The following is a 19,281-nucleotide window of genomic DNA, read 5'->3' on the forward strand; positions in this document are numbered from 1 at the left end:
TTGGGCTACCGGCCACCCGCACCCATGACAATGGAGGCGCTCACACAGCAGCTACCCACATCCGCAAGCATGCAGTAGGCTCTCAATGCGCCTGGTCCAAAACCACGGTCAGGTCACCGTCGCTGGTATCCTACTAAAGGAAAATAAACGTGATCCCGGCCGATGTACTTCGAGCTCATGGTAGATAATCATCAACGGTCCTTCCATGACATACTTTGTATGAGCCACTGTTCGCACCGCTGTTGGCATACCCTTAACGGCCGGCGTGGGGCACAGTAGCGGTACACTTCGCTATGAGTTTCCCATGGTTCTAGAGCAGGTTGATCTTGCGCGAGCTTTCCCTGTAACTCCCGACGGATGCGCATCCATGATGCTCCCTCATCCTTAGTCTTGCCGCAAAACGCTTAGCAGTGGCATTCGTAACGCTGCTCTTCGTTGCGTTCGCGATTTTCTTTGCGACCGAGATGCTGCCGGGCGATGTAGCGGAGATCCTCTTGGGGCAGGCCGCCACGCCCGAGGCGGTGGCTGGGCTGCGTTCCGCCATGCACCTCGATCAGCCAGCCTTCGTCCGCTTCATCTACTAGCTCGGCGACCTGTTCGCCGGCGATCTCGGCGTCTCCTATGTCAACAAGATGCCGATCAGTGATCTTATTGGCGGCCGGCTGGTCAACTCATCGGCTTCCCATTTGGCAGTTCGCCGACACGAACGGTTCGCTGGTCGACGGCCTTGGCGTCCGCTCGCCGGATGGCGTTGCCTATCGCTATACCTTCGTGGTCGATCCGGATAACACCATCCAGCACGTGTATGCGACCAACCTCAATGTCGGCCGCAATCCCAAGAACACCCTGCGCGTCCTCGACGCCCTGCAGACCGACGAGCTCTGCCCGTGCAACCGCGAGGTTGGCGGCGAGACCCTGAAGGCAGCCTGAGGAAAGCCCATGTTGATCGAGAGCCTCAAGGAGAAACTGCCGGCCTTCGCGAAGGACGTGCGCCTCAACCTGTCTTCGCTCGCATCCGACGAGACACTGTCGGATCAGCGCAAGTACGGACTCTTCGTCGCCTGCGGGCTCGCGACCCGCAATTCAGTCGTTGCGGGCGCCCTGGAAACCGAGGCGAAGGCCCATCTTTCGCCCGAGGCTCTCGATGCCGCCCGCGCGGCCGCGTCGATCATGGCGATGAACAATGTCTATTACCGCTTCATGCACTTAGCCTCGAACAAGGAATACGGATCGATGCCAGCGCGGTTGCGCATGAATGTCATCGCCAACCCCGGCGTCGACAAGATCGATTTCGAGTTGTGGTCACTGGCAGTCTCGGCCATCAACGGCTGCGGTCTGTGCATCGACAGCCATGAGAAGGTTCTGCGCGAGGCTGGCGTGAGCGCCGCCGAGATCCAGACGGCCGTCCGCTTCGCGGCCGTGATCCAGTCGGCAGCGGTTGCCCTCGAGGCGGTGGGAACACCCTCCCTGATTGCTGCTGAGTAGATCGATTTGCTCCATCCCGTAAAGGTCGGTTAGCGCAGTCTGGCAGCGGCATTCAGCAAGGCAGAGTATGCGCTAAATGCAGCCCTTTCATGAGGCATGCTGCATTGCAAATAAGTCGAATGCAGCCGATATAGGCATTGGCTGATTTCAACGCGGCACCGCTTTTTCTTCCTCCCGGCGTTGCCGTGTCGGCCGTTCCCTCTGGAAGGTTTTGACGTTTTGTCGGACCTCACTTCATGCCGGGCCTTTGGCCCGGCTTTTTTCTAGGACGGCAAAGACAGCTGTCTGGTAGATTGGCGCGATGGAGGTCTTCTGGGCATCGTTGCATTAATCTTGGCGGTATAGGGAGGGGCAGCTATGTGAGGAGCTGTCCTGTTGTCTCTGTTCAAGCGCCGTCGCTTTCCCGTCGAGATCATCCTGCTGTGCGTGCGCTGGTACTGCAAGTACGGGATCAGCTGCCGTGATCTCGCTGAGATGACGCAGGAGCGTGGTGTGGAGGTCAACCCGTCCACCATCTTCCGCTGGGTTCAACGCTATGCGCCAGAGATTGAGAAGAGGATCCGTCAGTATCAAGGACCTCGCTCAGGCTCTTGGCGTGTGGATGAAACTTATGTGCGGGTGGGCGAGCGATGGAAATACCTTTTCCGGGCCGTCGACAAGCACGGTCAGTTGATCGACTTCATGCTGTCAGACCGCCGCAACACCCGAGCCGCTTATCACTTCTTGCGCAAAGCCCCCAAGACAATGAGCGACTGTCCTCACTCATCCATCACGACCGACAAACTGGCATCTTATCCGAGGTTGTTCCGGCGCTTGCAACGAGAGGGTCACTTGGCACACAACGTCGAGCACCGGACATCGAAATATCTCAACAACATTATCGAAGCCGATCACGGTGCGCTCAAGCGCGTGATCCGGCCGACCCGCGGCTTTCAGAGGATGAGAACGGCCTCCGCGACCCTGAAAGGCTTCGAAGTGACGCACATGATCCGCCGGGGCCATTGCATCCTGAGGAAGTCAGGCACGGCAGGCGAAATCTGTCTGGTCAATCAGCCCTTCGGTCTTGCTGCCTGAGCGGCCCATTCGACTGGGTTCGTTGTGTCGTTTCCAAGTTACTGCAACGGAACCTCAGTAGGACAGTGCGGCCAACTTGCCTGAGCGGAAAGGCGGTGTGCCTCGGGGATATGTTGGGTTTCAAGTTCGATCAGATTGACCGCAGGTGTGGCTTGCATGTCCGTCTCCTTGGGTGAGGGATCATGCGATGCCCAGCGACGGCACAGGTACCGCAGTACGGGCTGCAATCAGCATCATATGCCGATTGCAGCCCCGCAACAAAACCGGATTGCGCCGAAACTAATAGCCCCTGGCCGGATCGACCAGCCCGGTAACTGGCTGGCCCGCACGGTGACGGCGGATGTTTTCGACCGTCGCCTCGGCCGCGGTTTCGGCCCGCGAATGTCCTGCAACATGCGGGGTCAGGATTACGCGCGGATGTGACCACAGCGGACTTTCAGCGGGCAGAGGCTCGGGATTGGTCACATCGACGAAGGCGCCCGAAAGCTGGCCCCGGTTCAGCGCATCCAGCAGCGCCTGTTGATCCATGTGCCCACCGCGCCCGGCTTGCACCAGGGCTGCACCTCTCGGCAGTCTGCCGAACAGATCGGCGTTCAGGATGCCGCGCGTGGCATCGGTCAGGGGTAGCAAGCAGACCAGAATATCGGTCTCGGTCAGCATGGCATTCAGCCCGTCCGCGCCGTGGTGGCAATTGATGCCCGCAATGTCCTTAGGTGTGCGGCTCCAGCCCGAGATCTGGAAGCCGAAGGAGCGCAGCGCCTCGGCCACGGTGCTGCCCAGCTGGCCCAGACCCAGAATCCCTACCCGACGCTGGTCGGCCCAGACGAAGTCGCGGGCTTTCCAGATTTTCTTTCGCTGCTGCTCCAGAAACGCGGGCAGATCGCGATGCAGGGCCAGCACCGCCATCACGACGTAATCGCGCACCATCGCGGTGACGCCACTTTCGACCATGCGCACCAGCCGCGCCTTGGGCGGCAGTTCGGCGTTGATGACCTGATCGATGCCGGCGCCGGTCGAGAAGATTAGTTCAACATTGGGGTAGCGCGTCGCCAGATCGCTAGGAAAGTCCCACGTCATCAGATAACGCACCTGTGCCGGGTCCACCTCATCGGCGTCGCTGACGAACGGCAGATCGGGCAGATTACACGCAAAGATCTTGCGGAATGCCTCGACGCGTTTGGGATAGGAAAGAATAAGAAAGGCCATGAAGCATCCTGTCCGTGAAAACGTCCCGGCGTGAGCCTGGACTGTGCCGGTTCAGCGGGTTGCGCGCGCCAGTGCCATGCGGTCGCGCAGGCGATAGCCCTGGATTATGGCAGGCATGAAGTAGGGCTTGCCGTTATAGAAGGGCACAAAGGCGGGCGGGCGGAAGTCGAATGCTGTCTTGCCTTTGTCATCGCCCAGCAGTTTCAGCGCGGCGCGGCTGCCCAGCCATGGCGCCCAGACCACGCCCGATCCACAGAATCCGGTCGCATAGGTTAGGCCCTTGTGCTCGAACAGACGGGGGACCATGTCGCGATTCATGGCGACGTTGCCGAACCAGCTGTGGCTGAGCGCCACGTTCTCAAGCTCAGGGAAGATTCGCAGCAGACCCTTGCGGATCAGCCGCGTGGGCCCCGTTGGATCGTCGTTCGAGGACGCGTCGCGCCCGCCCAGCAAAATGCGCGTGCCATCGGGCGAGGGCCGGAAGTAGTGCCCCAGGATCAACCCTTCGCTATACATCATCCGGCTTGGCATCAGCCGGCCCATGACTTCAGACGACAGACTCTCGGTCACGATGATGCGGCTGCGGACCGGAATCAGGCGACGGCGCAGCCACGGGTTGGCACCGTCGGTATAGCCGTTAGTGCAGACCAGGACTTGACGCGCCTGAATAACCCCAGCTGAGGTCGTGATCTTGTGCCCATTGGTTTCGGCGTCGATGGACTGGACCGCCACACCCGAATGAACGCTTGCGCCCGCCGCCAGCGCCACGCGCAGAATCTCGAAATGGAGCTTCGCCGGATGAACGCCGCCGATATCCTTGCGGACATAGCCGCCACGATAATAGTCGCTGCCGATATAGTTGCGCTGTTCGGACTGTGGCACGGCATATGCTTCGATCCCCAGCTTGCGCTGCAGCGCCTCGGCGCTGCGGGCATAGCTTTCGTACTGCTCGGCCCCGATGGCACCGCCAAACTTTCCGACCAGCTGAAAATCGCAGTCCAGCCGCTCGGACCGGATGAAGTCATACAGAAAGTCGCGGGCGATCTTGCCTTCGAGTTCAATCGCTAGCGCCCGATCCTCACCAAAGCGGCGCGTCAGGTCGGCAAAGCTGGGGCGGATATTGCCGCTGGTGATCCCGCCATTGCGAGACGACGCACCCTCGCCAGGGTTCATCTTATCCAGCACAGTCACCGACCGACCGGCGCGGGCCAGCATGATTGCTGCCGTCAGCCCGGCGTAGCCGGCGCCCACGACGACGACGTCGGCCTGCTTTGTCAGAGGCTGCAAAGGCAAGGGCCTGACCGGGGCCGCTTCCCACCAGTACGGAGTGTTCTTGCACGGGATTTTTGACTGCTGCATTTTCTTCGCTTTCGAATCGTTATCATCTTAAAGATGGCGGTCGAACTGGACCGCGCTGATGATCCACAACACCTCGGCGGGTTCAGCGCTGACGTTGCGCAGGCTGTGCGGGCGGACGCTGTCAAAGACAAAGCTGTCCCCCGGCTCAAGCGCGACTGCTTGATCGTCGACGTTCAGGATGACGTTGCCCGACATGACAAGCCCGCCTTTCTCGGCAGGATAGCTTAGTGCGCGTCCGCCGGACTCGCCGCCCGGCTCGATATGAATGATCATGATCTGCATATTACGCTGATCCGTCGGCGTCAGAAGCTCCTTGCGCAGCGCACCAAGTTCGATCACAGGCCGGTTCTTTCGACGGCGGACGAATTCGGGTTCGGCGCTGCCCGTCAGCTCGTCTTTGGTCTCGCCAAACAGTTCCTGCATTGACACATTCAGGGCGCGCCGCAAGGCCGTCAGCAGCCGAACCGAGGGATTGGCAAGGCCGCGCTCGACTTGGCTGATCATTCCGACAGATACGCCTGACGCTTCGGCTAGCATCTTCAGCGACATCCCTTTCTGATTGCGCAGGTGTCGTAGTCTAGCACCGACCGATTGTTCGGCGGGCTCGCGCACTGCATCTTTGGGAACCAAGGTAGCCAATTGTCCGCCCTCCATAATTTCGGTCTTCTCATTTGAGGCTTGGGACGTAAACAGCTCACGAACCTTCATTATTATGATTTTATACCAGTTTTTTAAAACTTCAAAGCAGATTCGTTAACTGCTATAACAATTCAAAAATGTCACTTTAACTGCTGATTGCTCTTACTTATCAGCTAGTTATCGTCAGTTCTGCGCTGATGTTCCGATTCTTATCCGGTTCTTAGCAGTCAGGCCATCCAAAGCTGTTGTTAAAAAATTCAATATATGTTTTCTTCAGTGAACAATCTGCAACACAGGAGGCATCATGATTTCGGCACCTGCATCGCCAGCGGCCGCGCATGAAGCTGCCCTCTCGATTAACAGTCTGACCGTCAGCCTGCCCAAGGGAATGGAGCGCGGGCATGCTGTTCGAGACATTTCGTTCGACCTTATCCCCGGCCAGATTCTCTGCATCATTGGGGAGTCAGGCTCGGGCAAGTCGGTTACGGCGAATGCCATCATGGGCCTGCTGCCGGCCAGCATTCGCGTGACGAGCGGTGCGATCCGTGTCGGCGCAACCGACATCATGTCCATAGAACGGTCTGAACTTCGCGATATGCGCGGACGCATCGTTTCGATGATCTTCCAGGATCCGCTATCGGCTCTAAACCCGCTGATGACGGTGGGCGCACAAATCGTCGAAGTAATGACCTCTCATGGGGTGGGTACCCCGTCGGAACGCCGAGCGCGCGCTATTGAGTTGTTAACGGAGGTTGGCCTGCCCGAGCCTTCGGTCATGTTCAACCAGTATCCCTTCCGCCTGTCAGGCGGCCAGCGGCAGCGCGTGATGATTGCGATGGCGCTGGCGCTTGAACCGTCGGTCCTGATTGCGGACGAGCCGACGACCGCGCTAGACGTGACGACACAGGCGCAGATTCTGAAGCTGATCCGCGACATTCAGCGTCGCAAGAATATGAGTGTGATGTTCATCACCCATGATTTCGGCGTCGTGGCCGAAATCGCCGACAGCGTCGTGGTCATGGAAAAGGGCAGCATCGTCGAACAAGGCGGCGCCGAACAGGTGCTGAAGAACCCGTCGCACCCCTATACCAAGCGCCTGATCGCGTCTGTGCCACATATGATCGGGCAAGACCGCACGCCACTTTCGGCCTCGGGAGCCGAGCCGATCCTACGGGTGCAAAATCTGGTCAAGACTTACCGCAGCGGCAGCCGCCTGTTCGGTCGGGAACGCGTGGTTCAGGCCGTCAACGACGTGTCCTTCGATCTTCTGCCCGGTCGCACCCTCGGCGTCGTGGGCGAAAGCGGTTCGGGCAAGTCGTCGCTGGGGCGGCTGCTGCTCAAGCTGATGAACAGCGACAGCGGCAAGATCATCTTCGAAGGGCAGGATATCGCCTCGATGCCGGAGGAGAAGTTCCGTGCCCTGCGGCCCAAGCTTCAGATGATTTTTCAAGACCCGTTCGCATCGCTGAACCCACGTTCGACCATCGGCCACATCCTGACAGTCGGCCCCTGCGCGCACGGCGTGCCCTATGAGAAGGCTAAGGCCGATGCTCAAGCGCTGCTGAAGCAAGTTGGTCTGGATGCGGGTGCCTTCGGCCGGTATCCGCACGAATTCTCCGGCGGACAGCGTCAGCGCGTCGGCATCGCGCGGGCGCTGATGTTCAAACCGAAGCTGCTGGTAGCAGACGAATCCGTCTCGGCACTGGACGTGTCGATCCAGGCGCAGATCTTGAAACTGCTGGAACAGATCCAGCGCGATACCGGGGTTTCGATGGTCTTCATTACGCACGATCTGCGCGTGGCGTCCCAGATCTGCGACGAGATCGCCGTGATGCAAAAGGGCAAGATTGTCGAACGCGGGCCGCCCTCGCGCATCTTCTTGAACCCGCAATCCGCTTACACACGTGAGCTGGTAGCAGCAATTCCGGGGGAAAAGCCAGGCGTTTGAACCCACCAGCTCTTTCTTTCGTAACTTCTCTAACAACAACAGGGGAACAGCAATGACTGACAAGACGATGAAGGCGCTAACCCGCCGCGGAGCCCTAGGCCTGCTGGGGAGCGCAGGAGCCGCACTGATGGCACCTAACCTGCTCGGCAAACCGGCGTTTGCGCAGACCAAAGGCGCGCCCTCGGGTCGCATCATCGTGGGTTTGGTACAGGAACCCACCGTCTTCAACCCGCTGATGGTCAAGATCGAGGTTGATGATGGCGTCCACTTCTCGCTGTTCGACGCGCTGTTCCGGTTCACGCCCGAAGGCGAACTGGTCCCCAACCTTGCGACCGAAGTTCCCTCGCAGGCAAATGGCGGCATCTCGGAAGATGGCAAGGAATGGCGTGTTAAGCTGCGCGACAACGTGAAGTGGCATGACGGCAAACCGTTCACTGCCGAGGATGTGAAATTCACACTCGAGCTGATCGTCAACCCCAAATTCCGCGCATGGCGCACGGCGGGCCACTCGCTCGTGCGTGACATCAAAATCGTTTCCCCGACCGAGATCACCTGGAAGATGGAGAAGCCGTTCTCGCCCTATCTGTCCTTCCTGACCGAGACCTTTATCATCCCGAAACATGCGTTCGATGGCGTGGCCGATCCGAACTCGGCGCCCTTCAACCAAAGCCCAATCGGCACCGGCGCCTTCAAATGGGACCGCCGCGTCGCAGGCGACCGGGTCGAGCTGGTGGCCCACGCCGACTATCACGGCGAGGGCCCGTTCCTGAAACAGCTGGTGTTCAAGTATATCCCTGACACAACCGTCCATTATACGCAGTTCCGCAGCGGTGACATCGACCTGCTGGGCCGCATGTATATCACGCCAGACAACTATAAAGATGCGAAGACCCTGCCAGACCGCATCATCCAGTTGCAGCCCGCACCCTCGATCGAATCGATCGCGCTGAACCTTGAGCGCCCGCAGTTCAAGGACCTGGCCGTGCGTCAGGCGCTGTATGCCGCGATCGACAAGGCCGCGATCATCGACGCCATTTATTATGGCGTCCCCGATTCGGTGGAAAGCTACGTTCCCCGCAGCTCGTATTACTATTATGACGGATTGCCGCGGCACGAGTATTCGCCGGACAAGGCGAATGAACTGCTGGACAAAGCCGGCTGGAAGCGCGGCCGCGGCGGTATTCGCGAAAAGAACGGCGTTCGTCTCTCTTTCAAGAACTCGACTACTTCGGGGAACCACCTGCGCGAACAGATGCAGCAGTTCGTTCAGCAAATGTTGCAGCAGGTCGGCGTCGAAATGACGATCGAGAACATGCCCGCCGCCGTTATGTGGGGCGATTTCTGGATGCAGTCGCGCTTCGATACCGCTGTCGTGGGCATTACCTACCTGATCGGTTCGGATCCGGATGTAACCAACCGCTTCCATTCAAAGTCGATCACCGCACAAGGCGGTGCCGGTTCGAACAATGTGCAGTTGAAAAACGCCCGGGTGGATGAGCTTCTAGAGCAGGGAACTGCACTGTTTGATCCTAAACAGCGCAAGGTCATCTATGATGAGGTTCAGCAGATCGTTCGAAACGAACTGCCGTTCCTCCCCCTGTTCGCCGAAAACTACATTCACGGTCGTAAGAAGGGCATCAATGGGTTCAAGCCGAACGGCAACACCCGCACCGAATCCTGGAATGCCGCCCAGTGGTACTGGGCCAGCTGACCCTGCCCCCTCCCGTCGCCTGCCGACCCAGGCGGCGGGACCTTGCGTCCGTCGTCTCTTTGGGAGAGCTGAATGTTCGTCTTTCTGCTCAATCGCCTGTGGCAAAGCGTGATCTTGCTGATCATTGTCTCGATTATCGGCTTCACCATTCTTAACATGATCCCCGGTGGGCCACTGTCGCAATACGCGCTTGATCCGGGGATGACGGCAGCCGATCTGGAGCGACTGAAAGAGCAGATGGGTCTGAACCGTCCACTCCCGATCCAGTATCTGGACTGGGCTTGGCGGATGGCTGGGGGCGACTGGGGAACGTCCTATCGAGACGGTCAGCCTGTAACTGCTGTCATCGGCCGCCATATCTTTGCAACCCTGATCCTGATGGGGTCATCTATGGCGATCTCAATGGCTCTCGGCACCTGGATCGGCATCCGAGGCGCAACGCATCGCTATTCGATCTTCGACTATACTGCGACGGTCGGCGCGATGGTGGCCCTCTCGATCCCGACTTTTTGGTTTGGTCTGGTCGGCATCTATATCTTCTCGTTGCAGCTTGGCTGGCTGCCTGCGGGCAATATGTACACTATCGGAAACGAGACAGTGCTGGGCTATCTGCAGCACCTGATCCTGCCTAGCCTTGTACTGTCGCTGGTACATGTCGCGGTTTGGAGCCGTTACATGCGCACCGCGACGCTGGACGTCATCAACCAGGAGTTCGTCAGAACCGCTCGCGCCAAGGGCGTGCCGGAAAAGCGCGTACTGATGAAGCACGTCGTGGGCAATGCGCTACTGCCGATGATTACGTTGGCCGGGATGCAGCTGCCGCAGCTTCTCGGCGGGGCATTGGTGACAGAAACAGTCTTTACCTGGCCTGGCATGGGGCGGTTGTTCCTCGACAGCCTTGGCTACAGTGACTACCCGGTGGTGATGGGGCTGCTGATGCTGTCGGCTATCCTGACGCTGCTTGGCAACCTGATCGCGGATATCGTCGTCTCGATGGTCGACCCGCGCATCCGGCTGAGCTAACTCTCCGAAGCAGAGGAACGACATGAACGCAATCTCAGCAACCGCCATCGCTTCGGGGCGTTCCCGCTGGTGGCGAAGCCGCGCCACACAACGCTTCATGCGGCATCGCCTTGCGCTGATCGGGATACTTTTGATCACCGTCCTGGCTCTGGCTTGCGCCTTTGGACCCTATCTGCTGCCCTACAATCCGCTGCAGATCGACATTCGCGCGCGCTTTTCGCCGCCCTTTACGGGCAACCACTATCTGGGCACCGATCCCTTGGGTCGCGACCTTGCCGCGCGCCTGCTGGAAGCTGGGCGCATCTCGCTGCTGGTTGGGCTGTTCGCAATGATCCTGTCAACCTTTATTGGCGCGGTCATCGGGGTCGTCGCAGGCTATCGCGGTGGCTGGCTGGGCAACGCGCTGATGCGCTTCGTTGATGCGTTTCTTGCCTTCCCGTCGATCTTTCTGGTTCTGGCGATGGCGGCACTGCTGCAGCCTAGCCCGGTGATGATCACCGTCATCATCGCCCTTACTAGCTGGATGGAGGTCTCGCGCATTGTCGAGGCCGAGGTCCGGTCGCTGCGCGAGCGTGAATTCGTGCTGGCTGGCCGGATGCTGGGCCTCAGCGGGACGCATATTATGTTCCGCGAGATCCTGCCGAACGCCGTGGGGCCGATCATCGTGGCCGCGACCCTAACCGTCGCCCGTGCCATCCTGACCGAATCCTATATCAGCTTCCTCGGCTACGGCATCCAGCCGCCACTGCCCAGCTGGGGCAATATGTTGAACGGCGCGCAGCAATACCTGGAAAGCGCGCCTTGGTTGGCCATCGTGCCAGGCGTCGCGATTACCATGGCCGTGACCAGCTTCAACTTCATCGGTGACGGGCTGCGCGACGCGCTGGACGTGCGCAACGACCACCACTGACCGCTATAAGAATGTTTGAAAAAGGGTGCTGTCACGGTAATCTTTGGTCAGAGGCTTCTGCCCTAAGAGCTGTGGCATGACCAAGTCCATCAGCTACAAGCGCCATCGATTCCCACCCCAGATCATCGCCCATGCAGTTTGGTTGTACTTCCGATTTCCTCTGATCCTCCGGCTCGTCGAGGAGATGCTGCTCGAGCGCGGTATCGTCGTCTCCTACGAGACGATCCGGCGCTGGGGTAAGAAGTTCGGACCGGCTTATGCCCGGCGCCTTCGCTGCAAGCCACCACGCCCGACTGACATTTGGCACCTGGACGAGGTACTGATCACAATCGCGGGCAAGAAACATTGGCTGTGGCGGGCTGTGGACCAGGACGGATACGTGCTCGACGAGATCGTCCAGAGCCACCGCAACACCAAGGCGGCCAAGCGCCTGCTGATCCGGCTGATGAAGAAGCAAGGCATGGTGCCCAAGCGCATCATCACCGATAAGCTGCCCTCCTACGGGGCTGCCAGGCGCAAGGTCATGCCGAGGGTTGAGCACCGGTCTCACAAGGGCTTGAACAACAGGGCTGAAAATTCGCATCTCTCGCTGCGAAAGCGGGAGAGAATGATGCAGGGCTTTCGGTCTGTGGAAGGCCTGCAGCGGTTCACATCAGTCTTTTCGGCTGCCAGAAATCTGTTCGTTCCGCCCCGCTCGCACCAGTCTGCCCTCGCTACCCACGTCTACCGTCTACGAGCCATGGCGGCATGGAAGTCCGCGGCGGGCGTGCTCGCCTGAATTCAACAAAGCAGGGCTTCTCGCGGTCGCCTCAGGTTACCGTGACATCACCTGCAGCGGACATCGCATGGATTCTAGAGATTGGGTGCGCAACAGGTTGATGTGATGGCTCGCTTCCGGAGCGAGGCGAGCCATCTCTGAAGTTAGTACGTCAGGCTATGCACCATTGATAAGCGGCCAGACCTCAAGAGCGCCGCGGTAGATCATCTCGACGGACACATAGAGGATGATGGCGAGGCCCACATAGGCAATCCAGCGGTGTTTCTGGAGAAGACGGGCGATGAAGCTCGCGGCGACACCCATGAGAGCAATGGACAGCACAAGCCCGAAGATCAGCACGTTGGGGTGCTCGCGGGCGGCGCCTGCCACCGCCAGCACGTTGTCGAGGGACATAGACACGTCCGCAATGACGATCTGCCAGGCGGCTTGGGCGAAGGTTTTGCGCGGGGCTGCACCGGCGATCTTGCCGTCCTGATCGAGGTCGCGTCCTTCGAGGGCTTCCTCACCCTGGATCTCTTCCGCATGGCTGGTGCGCAGCTCACGCCACATCTTCCAGCAGACCCAGAGCAGCAGGATGCCGCCAGCCAAAAGCAGGCCTACGATCTGCAGGAGTTGAGTTGTTGCGGCGGCAAACCCGATGCGTAGGACCGTGGCGGCGATGATGCCAATCAGGATCGCTCTGGCGCGCTGCTCCTTGGGTAGTCCGGCGGCGGCCAGACCGATGACAATGGCGTTGTCGCCCGCAAGCACCAGGTCAATCATAATAACCTGGAGGAGGGCGGAGAGGGCTTCTGTGGTGAAAAATTCGCTCATGTGGCTCCCGTTTGCATGAACAGGGGCAGCCGCCATGCCGTCTGGAGTGACCGCACAAAGATCCACGTCGCATCAGCCTCGCTGGAGACGGACGACGTTGAGAAGCAAGTTATGGTCGGCAGAACGCCATGAGCCGGGCACCCGATTGGACATCCAGTCCGACATCGCAGTTCTTCCGAACTGCCAGAGGGGCCCGGCCTGGTCCTAAACCTGTAAGGGCGGGAAGACGTCAACTCAAGAGGCAATTGAGCGACCTTGCGCCTTGGCGCTCCCCACGGACCTCCCTCCAGCCTGCCCGGAGCGGGGGCCAGAGGCAATTCGACCCTTCCAGACGGCCTCTCCAGCGAAGGGCAGCTTCTGGCACATCCGAGACCTAAACCTGAGGACAGCTTTCCCCGTCGAAGCGGACGCTCCTGAAGGGCAGACGATGGGCAGAGGATAACCCTAGCCGGCATAGGGCGGCTGCCCAACCGAGCGCTTTGCCGTTCAAGGCAGCCACGAAGTTGCGGATCTTGGAATGGTCTGCTCCTATGAGGCACAGCAGCAGTCTAGGTTCGAACGTATCCAGGATACTTATCCTTAATCTCATCCACATGAGAAAGTGTGCCTGAAAGGTGCACCCGAAGATGGTTCTGTGCTTCCTCAGGTTTGCCCTCGGCAATGGCCTGCACGATTAGCCTATGATGCTTTACAATATCCTGAGCCTTGCCTGGCGTCGGCAGATGGAGGCGGCGGAGGCGATCAATATGTCCACTGCGGCTGCGGACAAGCGTCCATAGGTCGTGCATCTTGGCGGCTTCGTAGAGATGCTGATGGAAAGCCTGATCGGCCATTGTAAAGGCTTCGAAATCTTCGGCTTCCATCAAAGCCTGCTGCTGGGCCAGGAAGCCCTGGAGCCTTGCGATCAGCCTTTGATCGGGCGCAAGCGCTAGACTTCTGACGATTTCGAGTTCCAAGGAGCGACGTAGGAAATGCGCTTGGTGGGCAAGCGTCAGGTCTATCGGGCTGACCACAGTCGCATGCTGCGGGAAAATCTCCACCAAGCCTTCCTCCTGGAGTCTCAGGAGAGCATCCCGGATCGGCGTTGAGCTCAGTCCGAACTCCTTCTGGAGGGTAAGGCGGTTCAGCACCGTTCCCGGAGCGAGGGTGAGGGCGAGGATGGCTTCTCGCAAATGCTCGAAGACCTGAGGGGCCGCATGGCGCGACCTATCCCGGGGCCGCAATGAGCTTACCATCAAGGTATCCATCTCTCTGTCCTTCTAGGGCATCATCCCACTTGCCGAAGCAGCATTACATCAGGAAGTTGCATCAGAATCCACATTGACAGACTAATGCATTAGCGTTTTAGTGTCCAATGTTCCCGCTGGAACACCCAGCCGCAAACCCGCGAAAGACGGGTGTTTACCAATCGACCCATATCAAAGGAGGAAGCGCATGAAGGCGCTGAAACTGTTGTCCGCTGCTGCCCTGGGTATCGCGATCTCTGCACCTGCGCTCGCCGCCGGGTATCCGGAAAAGCCTATAACGGTGGTCGTGCCGTTCCCGGCCGGCGGAGCGTCCGACACGACGGCCCGGGTGACCACCCAGAAGATGCAGGAAAGCCTCGGGCAGCCCATCGTGGTGGAGAACAAGCCTGGCGCGAATGGCTCCCTCGGAGCCGGGCAGGTCGCTAAGGCGAAACCCGACGGCTACACCTTGATCGTCGGCTCAATCGGCGTTTATGCGATCAACCCGGTCCTCTACAAGAGCCTGCCTTACGACCCGACCAAGGACTTCGACCTGCTGACGGTGGCAGTGCGTACGCCGAACGTTCTCGTGGCCAACCCCAACTTCCCGGCCAACAGCGTCAAGGAACTCGTCGAGTATCTGAAGAAGAACCCGGAGAAGGTCACGTTCGCTTCGTCCGGCGCGGGTTCCTCAGACCATCTCACCGCAGCCTTGTTCTGGCAGAAGACCGGCACCACCGGCGTCCACGTGCCCTACAAGGGCGGCGCTCCCGCGATTACTGATCTGATCGGTGGCCATGCCGACGTGTCGTTCCAGAATCTCGGCGCGGTGTCGAACCACATCAAGGCCGGCAAGCTGAGGCTTCTCGCCGTCACGGCTGACAAGCGCAATCCCGCTTTCCCCGATGCGCCGACCATGAAGGAAGCCGGTGTCGAGGGCGTCGAGGTCTATTCCTGGCAGGCTGTTGCTGCGCCTAAGGGACTTCCGGCCGACGTGAAGGGCAAGCTAGAGCAGTCGCTGACGGCCGCTTTGAACACGCCCGACGTGAAGGGCAGGTTCAACGACATCGGCTTTGAGGTCGTCGCCAACACCAGCGGCCAGTTCTCGGAGTTCCTGAACCAGGAAATCAGCCGCTGGAAGACCGTCGTTGAGACGGGCAAGATCACGGCTGACCAATAAGCCAACCCGGTGGGGCAGCCCCTACGGCTGCCCCGCATCCTGACTTTTCAGAATTGCCGAGAACGTCGCCATTTGCCTGATGTCTGCGCGGCCATTGCGCCCGCCAGCGACGCCACAACGTTCATCGTCATTTCACTGGGAGGACGCTCGTGATGCCACACGTGCTCCATAAGAAAGATTTTTGGGCTGGCGTGCTCTACATCGTCTTCGGCGCAGCCGCCTTCTGGATCGGCCGCGAGTATCCGATGGGCACGGCCGGGCGCATGGGGGCTGGCTATTTCCCAACCATCCTGAGCGTCATCCTCATGCTGATCGGCTTGCTCTCGGCAGCGCGCGCCTTTGCTCAAGAGGGTGAGGCCGTTGGCGCCATCGCCTGGAAGCCTTTGGCATTCGTCGTCGGCTCGACGGCTCTCTTCGGATTGCTGCTCCCCAGCGCGGGACTTGTCGTCGCTCTGCTTGTGCTCATCCTGGTCAGCGCCGCTGCGAGCCAGCACTTCCGCTTCGACCCCAATGCGGCCGCCGGGCTGATTCTTCTCGTGGCTTTCTGCACTCTCGTCTTCGTCAAGGCGCTGGGCGTTCCGATGCCGCTCGTCGGCTCGTGGTTTGGTGAGTAGAGGGCTCAAGCAATGGAAACGCTCTCGAATCTCTGGCTCGGCCTGGAAACGGCCCTGACCTTCTGGAACCTGGCCTATTGCATGGTCGGCGTGCTCCTCGGCACCGCCATCGGCGTGCTGCCGGGCCTCGGGCCCACTGCCACCATTGCCATGCTGCTGCCCGTCACCTTCGGTCTGCCGCCGGTTTCGGCGCTGATCATGCTGGCTGGTATCTACTACGGCGCGCAGTATGGCGGCTCCACCACCGCGATCCTGGTGAACCTGCCGGGTGAGTCGTCGAGCGTCGTGACCGCGCTCGACGGCTACCAGATGGCCCGTCAAGGCAAGGCGGGGAGGGCGCTGGCGACAGCCGCCATCGGTTCCTTCTTCGCCGGCACGGTCGCAACGGTGCTGCTTGCGGTCTTTGCTCCTCCCCTGGCTGACCTTGCCTTGCAGTTCGGCCCCGCCGAGTACTTTTCCTTGATGGTGCTTGGTCTGGTTGCCTCGGTCGTGCTGGCGCATGGATCGCTCCTGCACGCGTTTGGCATGATCATCCTCGGGCTCATCCTGGGGCTGATCGGAACCGACGTGAACTCCGGCACGACCCGCTATACGTTCGGCTTCCCGGAGATCGCAGACGGCATCAACTTCGTCGTTGTCGCCATGGGGGTGTTCGGCCTGGGAGAGATCATCGGCAACCTGGCGAACGAGTCGACGCGCACGGTCATGGCGAAGACCGTCACGGGTCTCATGCCGACGAAGGATGACATGAAGCAGATGGCAGCACCGGTCCTGCGTGGAACCGTCCTCGGCTCCATGCTCGGCATTCTTCCCGGCGGCGGTGCCATGCTTGCCTCCTTCGCAGCCTATACGTTGGAGAAGAAAGTTTCCAAACATCCCGAGCGTTTCGGCAAGGGAGCCATCGAGGGTGTCGCGGGGCCGGAATCAGCCAACAACGCCGGTGCGCAGACATCTTTCATCCCGATGCTGACGCTGGGCATCCCGTCCAACCCCGTCATGGCCCTTATGATCGGCGCGATGATCATGCAGGGCATCCAGCCGGGGCCTTCTGTGATGACCGAGCAGCCGGTGCTGTTCTGGGGCCTCATCGTGTCCATGTGGATCGGCAACCTGTTCCTGCTCGTCCTCAACCTGCCGCTCATCGGCCTGTGGGTGCGCATGATCTCGGTGCCGTACCATTTCCTGTATCCGGCTATCCTGGTCTTCTGCGCCATCGGCGTGTTCAGCCTCAACAACGCGACCTTCGACGTCTACCTGATGGCGATCTTCGGGTTCCTTGGCTACATCTTCCGCAAGCTCGATTGCGAGCCGGCCCCGATGCTGCTCGGCTTCATCCTCGGTCCCATGATGGAAGAGCACCTGCGCCGGGCCATGCTGATCTCCAAGGGCGACGCTACGGTGTTTCTCTCCCGTCCGATCAGCGCGACGATGCTGCTTCTCGCTCTCATCCTCCTCGCGACCGTTCTCGCTCCGGCCGTTCGCCAGAAACGCGAAGAGGCCTTCCAGGAGGAGGCTTAAGCCTCCTCCCTATGGACCTTGAACACATCGACATCACAGGCACGACGTGGCTCCCATGACATCCAAGACAAAAAAGCCGGAAGACCTTCGTAGCGCGCGCTGGTTCGCGCCCGACGACCTGCGCGGCTTCGGCCACCGCTCCCGCATCATGCAGATGGGCTATGCCCCCGAAGATTGGGTGGGACGCCCGGTCATTGCGATCATCAACACCTGGTCGGACATCAATCCGTGCCACGCCCATTTCAAGCAGCGTGTCGAGGACGTGAAGCGCGGCGTGTTCCAGGCCGGCGGCTTTCCCATCGAACTGCCTGCGATCTCGCTCTCGGAGAACTTCGTCAAGCCGACGACCATGCTCTACCGCAACATGCTCGCCATGGACACCGAGGAGCTCATCCGCTCTCACCCGGTCGATGGTGTGGTTCTGATGGGCGGTTGCGACAAGACCACGCCCGGCCTGCTGCTGGGCGCAACCAGCGCCAATCTGCCCTCGATCTACATCCCGGCCGGCCCGATGCTGCGCGGCAACTGGAAGGGCAAGACTCTCGGCTCCGGCTCCGATGCCTGGAAGTACTGGGATGAGCGCCGGGCCGGCAACATCACCAAGGAGGACTGGGTGGAGGTCGAGGGCGGCATCGCCCGCAGCCATGGCCACTGCATGACCATGGGCACCGCCAGCACCATGACGGCGATTGCGGAATCCGTCGGCATGACCCTACCGGGGGCGTCTTCGATTCCTGCCGCCGACGTCAACCACATCCGCATGTGCGCGGAGGCGGGCCGACGGGCTGTCGAGATGGTGTGGGAAGACCTCACGCCTGACAGGATTCAGACCCGTCCCGCGTACGAGAACGCTATCACGGTTGCCATGGCGATGGGATGCTCTACGAATGCCGTGATCCACCTCATCGCCATGGCTCGCCGGGCCGGACATGACATCGGCCTCGACGATTTCGAGATTGCCAGCCGCAAGGTTCCGGTGATCGCGAATGTGCGCCCGAGCGGTGCGGCCTACCTGATGGAGGATTTCTACTTCGCGGGCGGGCTGCCGGCGCTCATGACGCGCATTCGAGGGCATCTGCATCTTGACTGCCTCACGGTGACGGGAAGGACGCTCGGCGAGAACATCGCCCGCGCCGAGGTCTACAATGACGATGTCATCCGCACTGTGGACAATGCCATCTACGAAGAGGGCGCACTGGCCGTGCTCAAGGGCAATCTTGCGCCGGACGGCTGCGTCATGAAGCCGAGCGCCTGCGAGCCGCGCCTGCGCAAGCATTCGGGCCCTGCGCTCGTGTTCGACGACTATCCTTCCATGAAGGCCGCCATCGATGACGATGACCTCGATGTGACGGCGGACCATATCCTGGTCCTGCGCAATGCAGGCCCGCAGGGTGGTCCCGGAATGCCGGAATGGGGCATGCTTCCGATCCCGAAGAAGCTCGTGAAGCAAGGCGTGCGCGACATGCTGCGCCTGTCGGATGCCCGCATGAGCGGGACCAGCTACGGCGCCTGCATCCTTCACGTCTCACCGGAGGCGCATGTGGGCGGACCGCTCGCCCTCGTGCGTACGGACGACATCATCACCGTGGACATTCCCGCACGCCGCATCACCCTCGAAGTCTCCGACGAGGAACTCGAGATGAGGCGCGCCTTGCTGCCCCCGCCCAAGCCGCGCTTCGAGCGCGGCTACGGCTGGATGTTCACCAAGCACATCCGCCAGGCCCATGAAGGCTGCGACTTTGACTTCCTTGAGACGAGCCACGGCGCGCCCGTGGCCGAGCCCGATATTTTCTAAGT

At 60.3% G+C, this 19,281-nt stretch carries 16 protein-coding genes and 2 pseudogenes; 13 read left to right on the forward strand and 5 right to left on the reverse strand.

All coding sequences use genetic code 11. The annotated features are described in order from the left end of the window. Positions 1 to 380 precede the first annotated feature (380 nt). From E4K09_RS26330 to E4K09_RS26345, 4 genes and pseudogenes are all read left to right on the forward strand, one after another. A pseudogene (locus tag E4K09_RS26330) lies at positions 381 to 674 on the forward strand (ABC transporter permease); the annotation flags it as partial. Beyond that, positions 673 to 930 (forward strand): annotated as a pseudogene (locus E4K09_RS26335) (thioredoxin domain-containing protein); the annotation flags it as partial. The pseudogenes E4K09_RS26330 and E4K09_RS26335, both read left to right, overlap by 2 nt. Before the next feature lie 9 nt (positions 931 to 939). Further along, the gene (gene ahpD, locus E4K09_RS26340; RefSeq protein ID WP_134500600.1) at positions 940 to 1,485 is read left to right on the forward strand and encodes an alkylhydroperoxidase, AhpD family; all 546 of its coding nucleotides are present in this window, start codon (positions 940 to 942) and stop codon (positions 1,483 to 1,485) included. Positions 1,486 to 1,860: 375 nt separating this feature from the next. Then, positions 1,861 to 2,559 (forward strand): IS6 family transposase, encoded by a 699-nt coding sequence (locus tag E4K09_RS26345; protein ID WP_134500601.1) that lies wholly within the window; start codon positions 1,861 to 1,863, stop codon positions 2,557 to 2,559. Positions 2,560 to 2,838: 279 nt separating this feature from the next. Here E4K09_RS26345 and E4K09_RS26350 read toward each other — a convergent pair whose 3' ends face one another. The 3 genes from E4K09_RS26350 to E4K09_RS26360 are packed head-to-tail and all read right to left on the reverse strand — an operon-like array spanning position 2,839 to position 5,832. Continuing rightward, positions 2,839 to 3,765 carry a 2-hydroxyacid dehydrogenase gene (locus E4K09_RS26350; RefSeq protein WP_134500602.1) on the reverse strand — a complete coding sequence of 309 codons (927 nt, stop codon included), beginning with the start codon at positions 3,763 to 3,765 and terminating at the stop codon, positions 2,839 to 2,841. Between the two features lie 51 nt (positions 3,766 to 3,816). Beyond that, positions 3,817 to 5,124, reverse strand: coding sequence for an NAD(P)/FAD-dependent oxidoreductase (locus E4K09_RS26355; RefSeq protein WP_134500603.1), 1,308 nt, complete (start codon positions 5,122 to 5,124; stop codon positions 3,817 to 3,819). A 27-nt stretch (positions 5,125 to 5,151) separates the two neighbouring features. Then, positions 5,152 to 5,832: a helix-turn-helix domain-containing protein gene (locus E4K09_RS26360; protein ID WP_204985794.1), complete on the reverse strand. Its 681-nt coding sequence runs from the start codon at positions 5,830 to 5,832 to the stop codon at positions 5,152 to 5,154. Positions 5,833 to 6,067: 235 nt separating this feature from the next. Between E4K09_RS26360 and E4K09_RS26365 the strand changes: the two genes are divergently transcribed. From E4K09_RS26365 to E4K09_RS26385, 5 genes are all read left to right on the forward strand, one after another. Further along, positions 6,068 to 7,711, forward strand: a complete 1,644-nt coding sequence (locus tag E4K09_RS26365; protein WP_134500604.1) for an ABC transporter ATP-binding protein — start codon at positions 6,068 to 6,070, stop codon at positions 7,709 to 7,711. Positions 7,712 to 7,763: 52 nt separating this feature from the next. Further along, positions 7,764 to 9,422 (forward strand): peptide ABC transporter substrate-binding protein, encoded by a 1,659-nt coding sequence (locus E4K09_RS26370; RefSeq protein ID WP_134500605.1) that lies wholly within the window; start codon positions 7,764 to 7,766, stop codon positions 9,420 to 9,422. A 72-nt stretch (positions 9,423 to 9,494) separates the two neighbouring features. After that, positions 9,495 to 10,445 (forward strand): ABC transporter permease, encoded by a 951-nt coding sequence (locus E4K09_RS26375; protein WP_134500606.1) that lies wholly within the window; start codon positions 9,495 to 9,497, stop codon positions 10,443 to 10,445. Positions 10,446 to 10,467: 22 nt separating this feature from the next. After that, on the forward strand, positions 10,468 to 11,355 hold the full coding sequence (locus tag E4K09_RS26380; protein ID WP_134500607.1) for an ABC transporter permease: 888 nt from the start codon (positions 10,468 to 10,470) through the stop codon (positions 11,353 to 11,355). A 76-nt stretch (positions 11,356 to 11,431) separates the two neighbouring features. Continuing rightward, positions 11,432 to 12,133 (forward strand): IS6 family transposase, encoded by a 702-nt coding sequence (locus E4K09_RS26385; protein ID WP_134500608.1) that lies wholly within the window; start codon positions 11,432 to 11,434, stop codon positions 12,131 to 12,133. Positions 12,134 to 12,289: 156 nt separating this feature from the next. On the opposite strand, the gene E4K09_RS26390 is transcribed toward E4K09_RS26385, so the two are convergent. Further along, the gene (locus E4K09_RS26390; RefSeq protein ID WP_134500609.1) at positions 12,290 to 12,946 is read right to left on the reverse strand and encodes a TerC family protein; all 657 of its coding nucleotides are present in this window, start codon (positions 12,944 to 12,946) and stop codon (positions 12,290 to 12,292) included. Between the two features lie 548 nt (positions 12,947 to 13,494). Beyond that, the gene (locus E4K09_RS26395) at positions 13,495 to 14,193 is read right to left on the reverse strand and encodes a GntR family transcriptional regulator (RefSeq protein WP_134500610.1); all 699 of its coding nucleotides are present in this window, start codon (positions 14,191 to 14,193) and stop codon (positions 13,495 to 13,497) included. Positions 14,194 to 14,380: 187 nt separating this feature from the next. Between E4K09_RS26395 and E4K09_RS26400 the strand changes: the two genes are divergently transcribed. The 4 genes from E4K09_RS26400 to araD all read left to right on the forward strand — a co-directional run bounded on the left by E4K09_RS26400 (position 14,381) and on the right by araD (position 19,279). Next, positions 14,381 to 15,352, forward strand: coding sequence for a Bug family tripartite tricarboxylate transporter substrate binding protein (locus E4K09_RS26400; RefSeq protein ID WP_134500611.1), 972 nt, complete (start codon positions 14,381 to 14,383; stop codon positions 15,350 to 15,352). Between the two features lie 161 nt (positions 15,353 to 15,513). Next, a complete protein-coding gene (locus E4K09_RS26405; protein ID WP_166802532.1) occupies positions 15,514 to 15,966 on the forward strand; it encodes a tripartite tricarboxylate transporter TctB family protein in 453 nt (150 codons plus the stop codon). Positions 15,967 to 15,978: 12 nt separating this feature from the next. Then, positions 15,979 to 17,484, forward strand: a complete 1,506-nt coding sequence (locus E4K09_RS26410) for a tripartite tricarboxylate transporter permease (protein ID WP_134500613.1) — start codon at positions 15,979 to 15,981, stop codon at positions 17,482 to 17,484. 55 nt (positions 17,485 to 17,539) lie between these two features. Further along, entirely contained in the window at positions 17,540 to 19,279 is a 1,740-nt protein-coding gene (gene araD, locus E4K09_RS26415; protein WP_134500614.1) for an L-arabinonate dehydratase, read from the forward strand. Positions 19,280 to 19,281 lie beyond the last annotated feature (2 nt).

This window comes from Microvirga pakistanensis (assembly GCF_004458765.1).
GTDB classification, from domain to species: domain Bacteria; phylum Pseudomonadota; class Alphaproteobacteria; order Rhizobiales; family Beijerinckiaceae; genus Microvirga; species Microvirga pakistanensis.

Coding starts and splice junctions, on each gene's coding strand:
- ahpD (WP_134500600.1), top strand. CDS start 940: ATGTTGATCGAGAGCCTCAAGGAGAAACTGCCGGCCTTCGCGAAGGAC.
- E4K09_RS26350 (WP_134500602.1), bottom strand. CDS start 3,765: ATGGCCTTTCTTATTCTTTCCTATCCCAAACGCGTCGAGGCATTCCGC.
- E4K09_RS26355 (WP_134500603.1), bottom strand. CDS start 5,124: ATGCAGCAGTCAAAAATCCCGTGCAAGAACACTCCGTACTGGTGGGAA.
- E4K09_RS26360 (WP_204985794.1), bottom strand. CDS start 5,832: ATGAAGGTTCGTGAGCTGTTTACGTCCCAAGCCTCAAATGAGAAGACC.
- E4K09_RS26365 (WP_134500604.1), top strand. CDS start 6,068: ATGATTTCGGCACCTGCATCGCCAGCGGCCGCGCATGAAGCTGCCCTC.
- E4K09_RS26370 (WP_134500605.1), top strand. CDS start 7,764: ATGACTGACAAGACGATGAAGGCGCTAACCCGCCGCGGAGCCCTAGGC.
- E4K09_RS26375 (WP_134500606.1), top strand. CDS start 9,495: ATGTTCGTCTTTCTGCTCAATCGCCTGTGGCAAAGCGTGATCTTGCTG.
- E4K09_RS26380 (WP_134500607.1), top strand. CDS start 10,468: ATGAACGCAATCTCAGCAACCGCCATCGCTTCGGGGCGTTCCCGCTGG.
- E4K09_RS26385 (WP_134500608.1), top strand. CDS start 11,432: ATGACCAAGTCCATCAGCTACAAGCGCCATCGATTCCCACCCCAGATC.
- E4K09_RS26390 (WP_134500609.1), bottom strand. CDS start 12,946: ATGAGCGAATTTTTCACCACAGAAGCCCTCTCCGCCCTCCTCCAGGTT.
- E4K09_RS26395 (WP_134500610.1), bottom strand. CDS start 14,193: ATGGATACCTTGATGGTAAGCTCATTGCGGCCCCGGGATAGGTCGCGC.
- E4K09_RS26400 (WP_134500611.1), top strand. CDS start 14,381: ATGAAGGCGCTGAAACTGTTGTCCGCTGCTGCCCTGGGTATCGCGATC.
- E4K09_RS26410 (WP_134500613.1), top strand. CDS start 15,979: ATGGAAACGCTCTCGAATCTCTGGCTCGGCCTGGAAACGGCCCTGACC.
- araD (WP_134500614.1), top strand. CDS start 17,540: ATGACATCCAAGACAAAAAAGCCGGAAGACCTTCGTAGCGCGCGCTGG.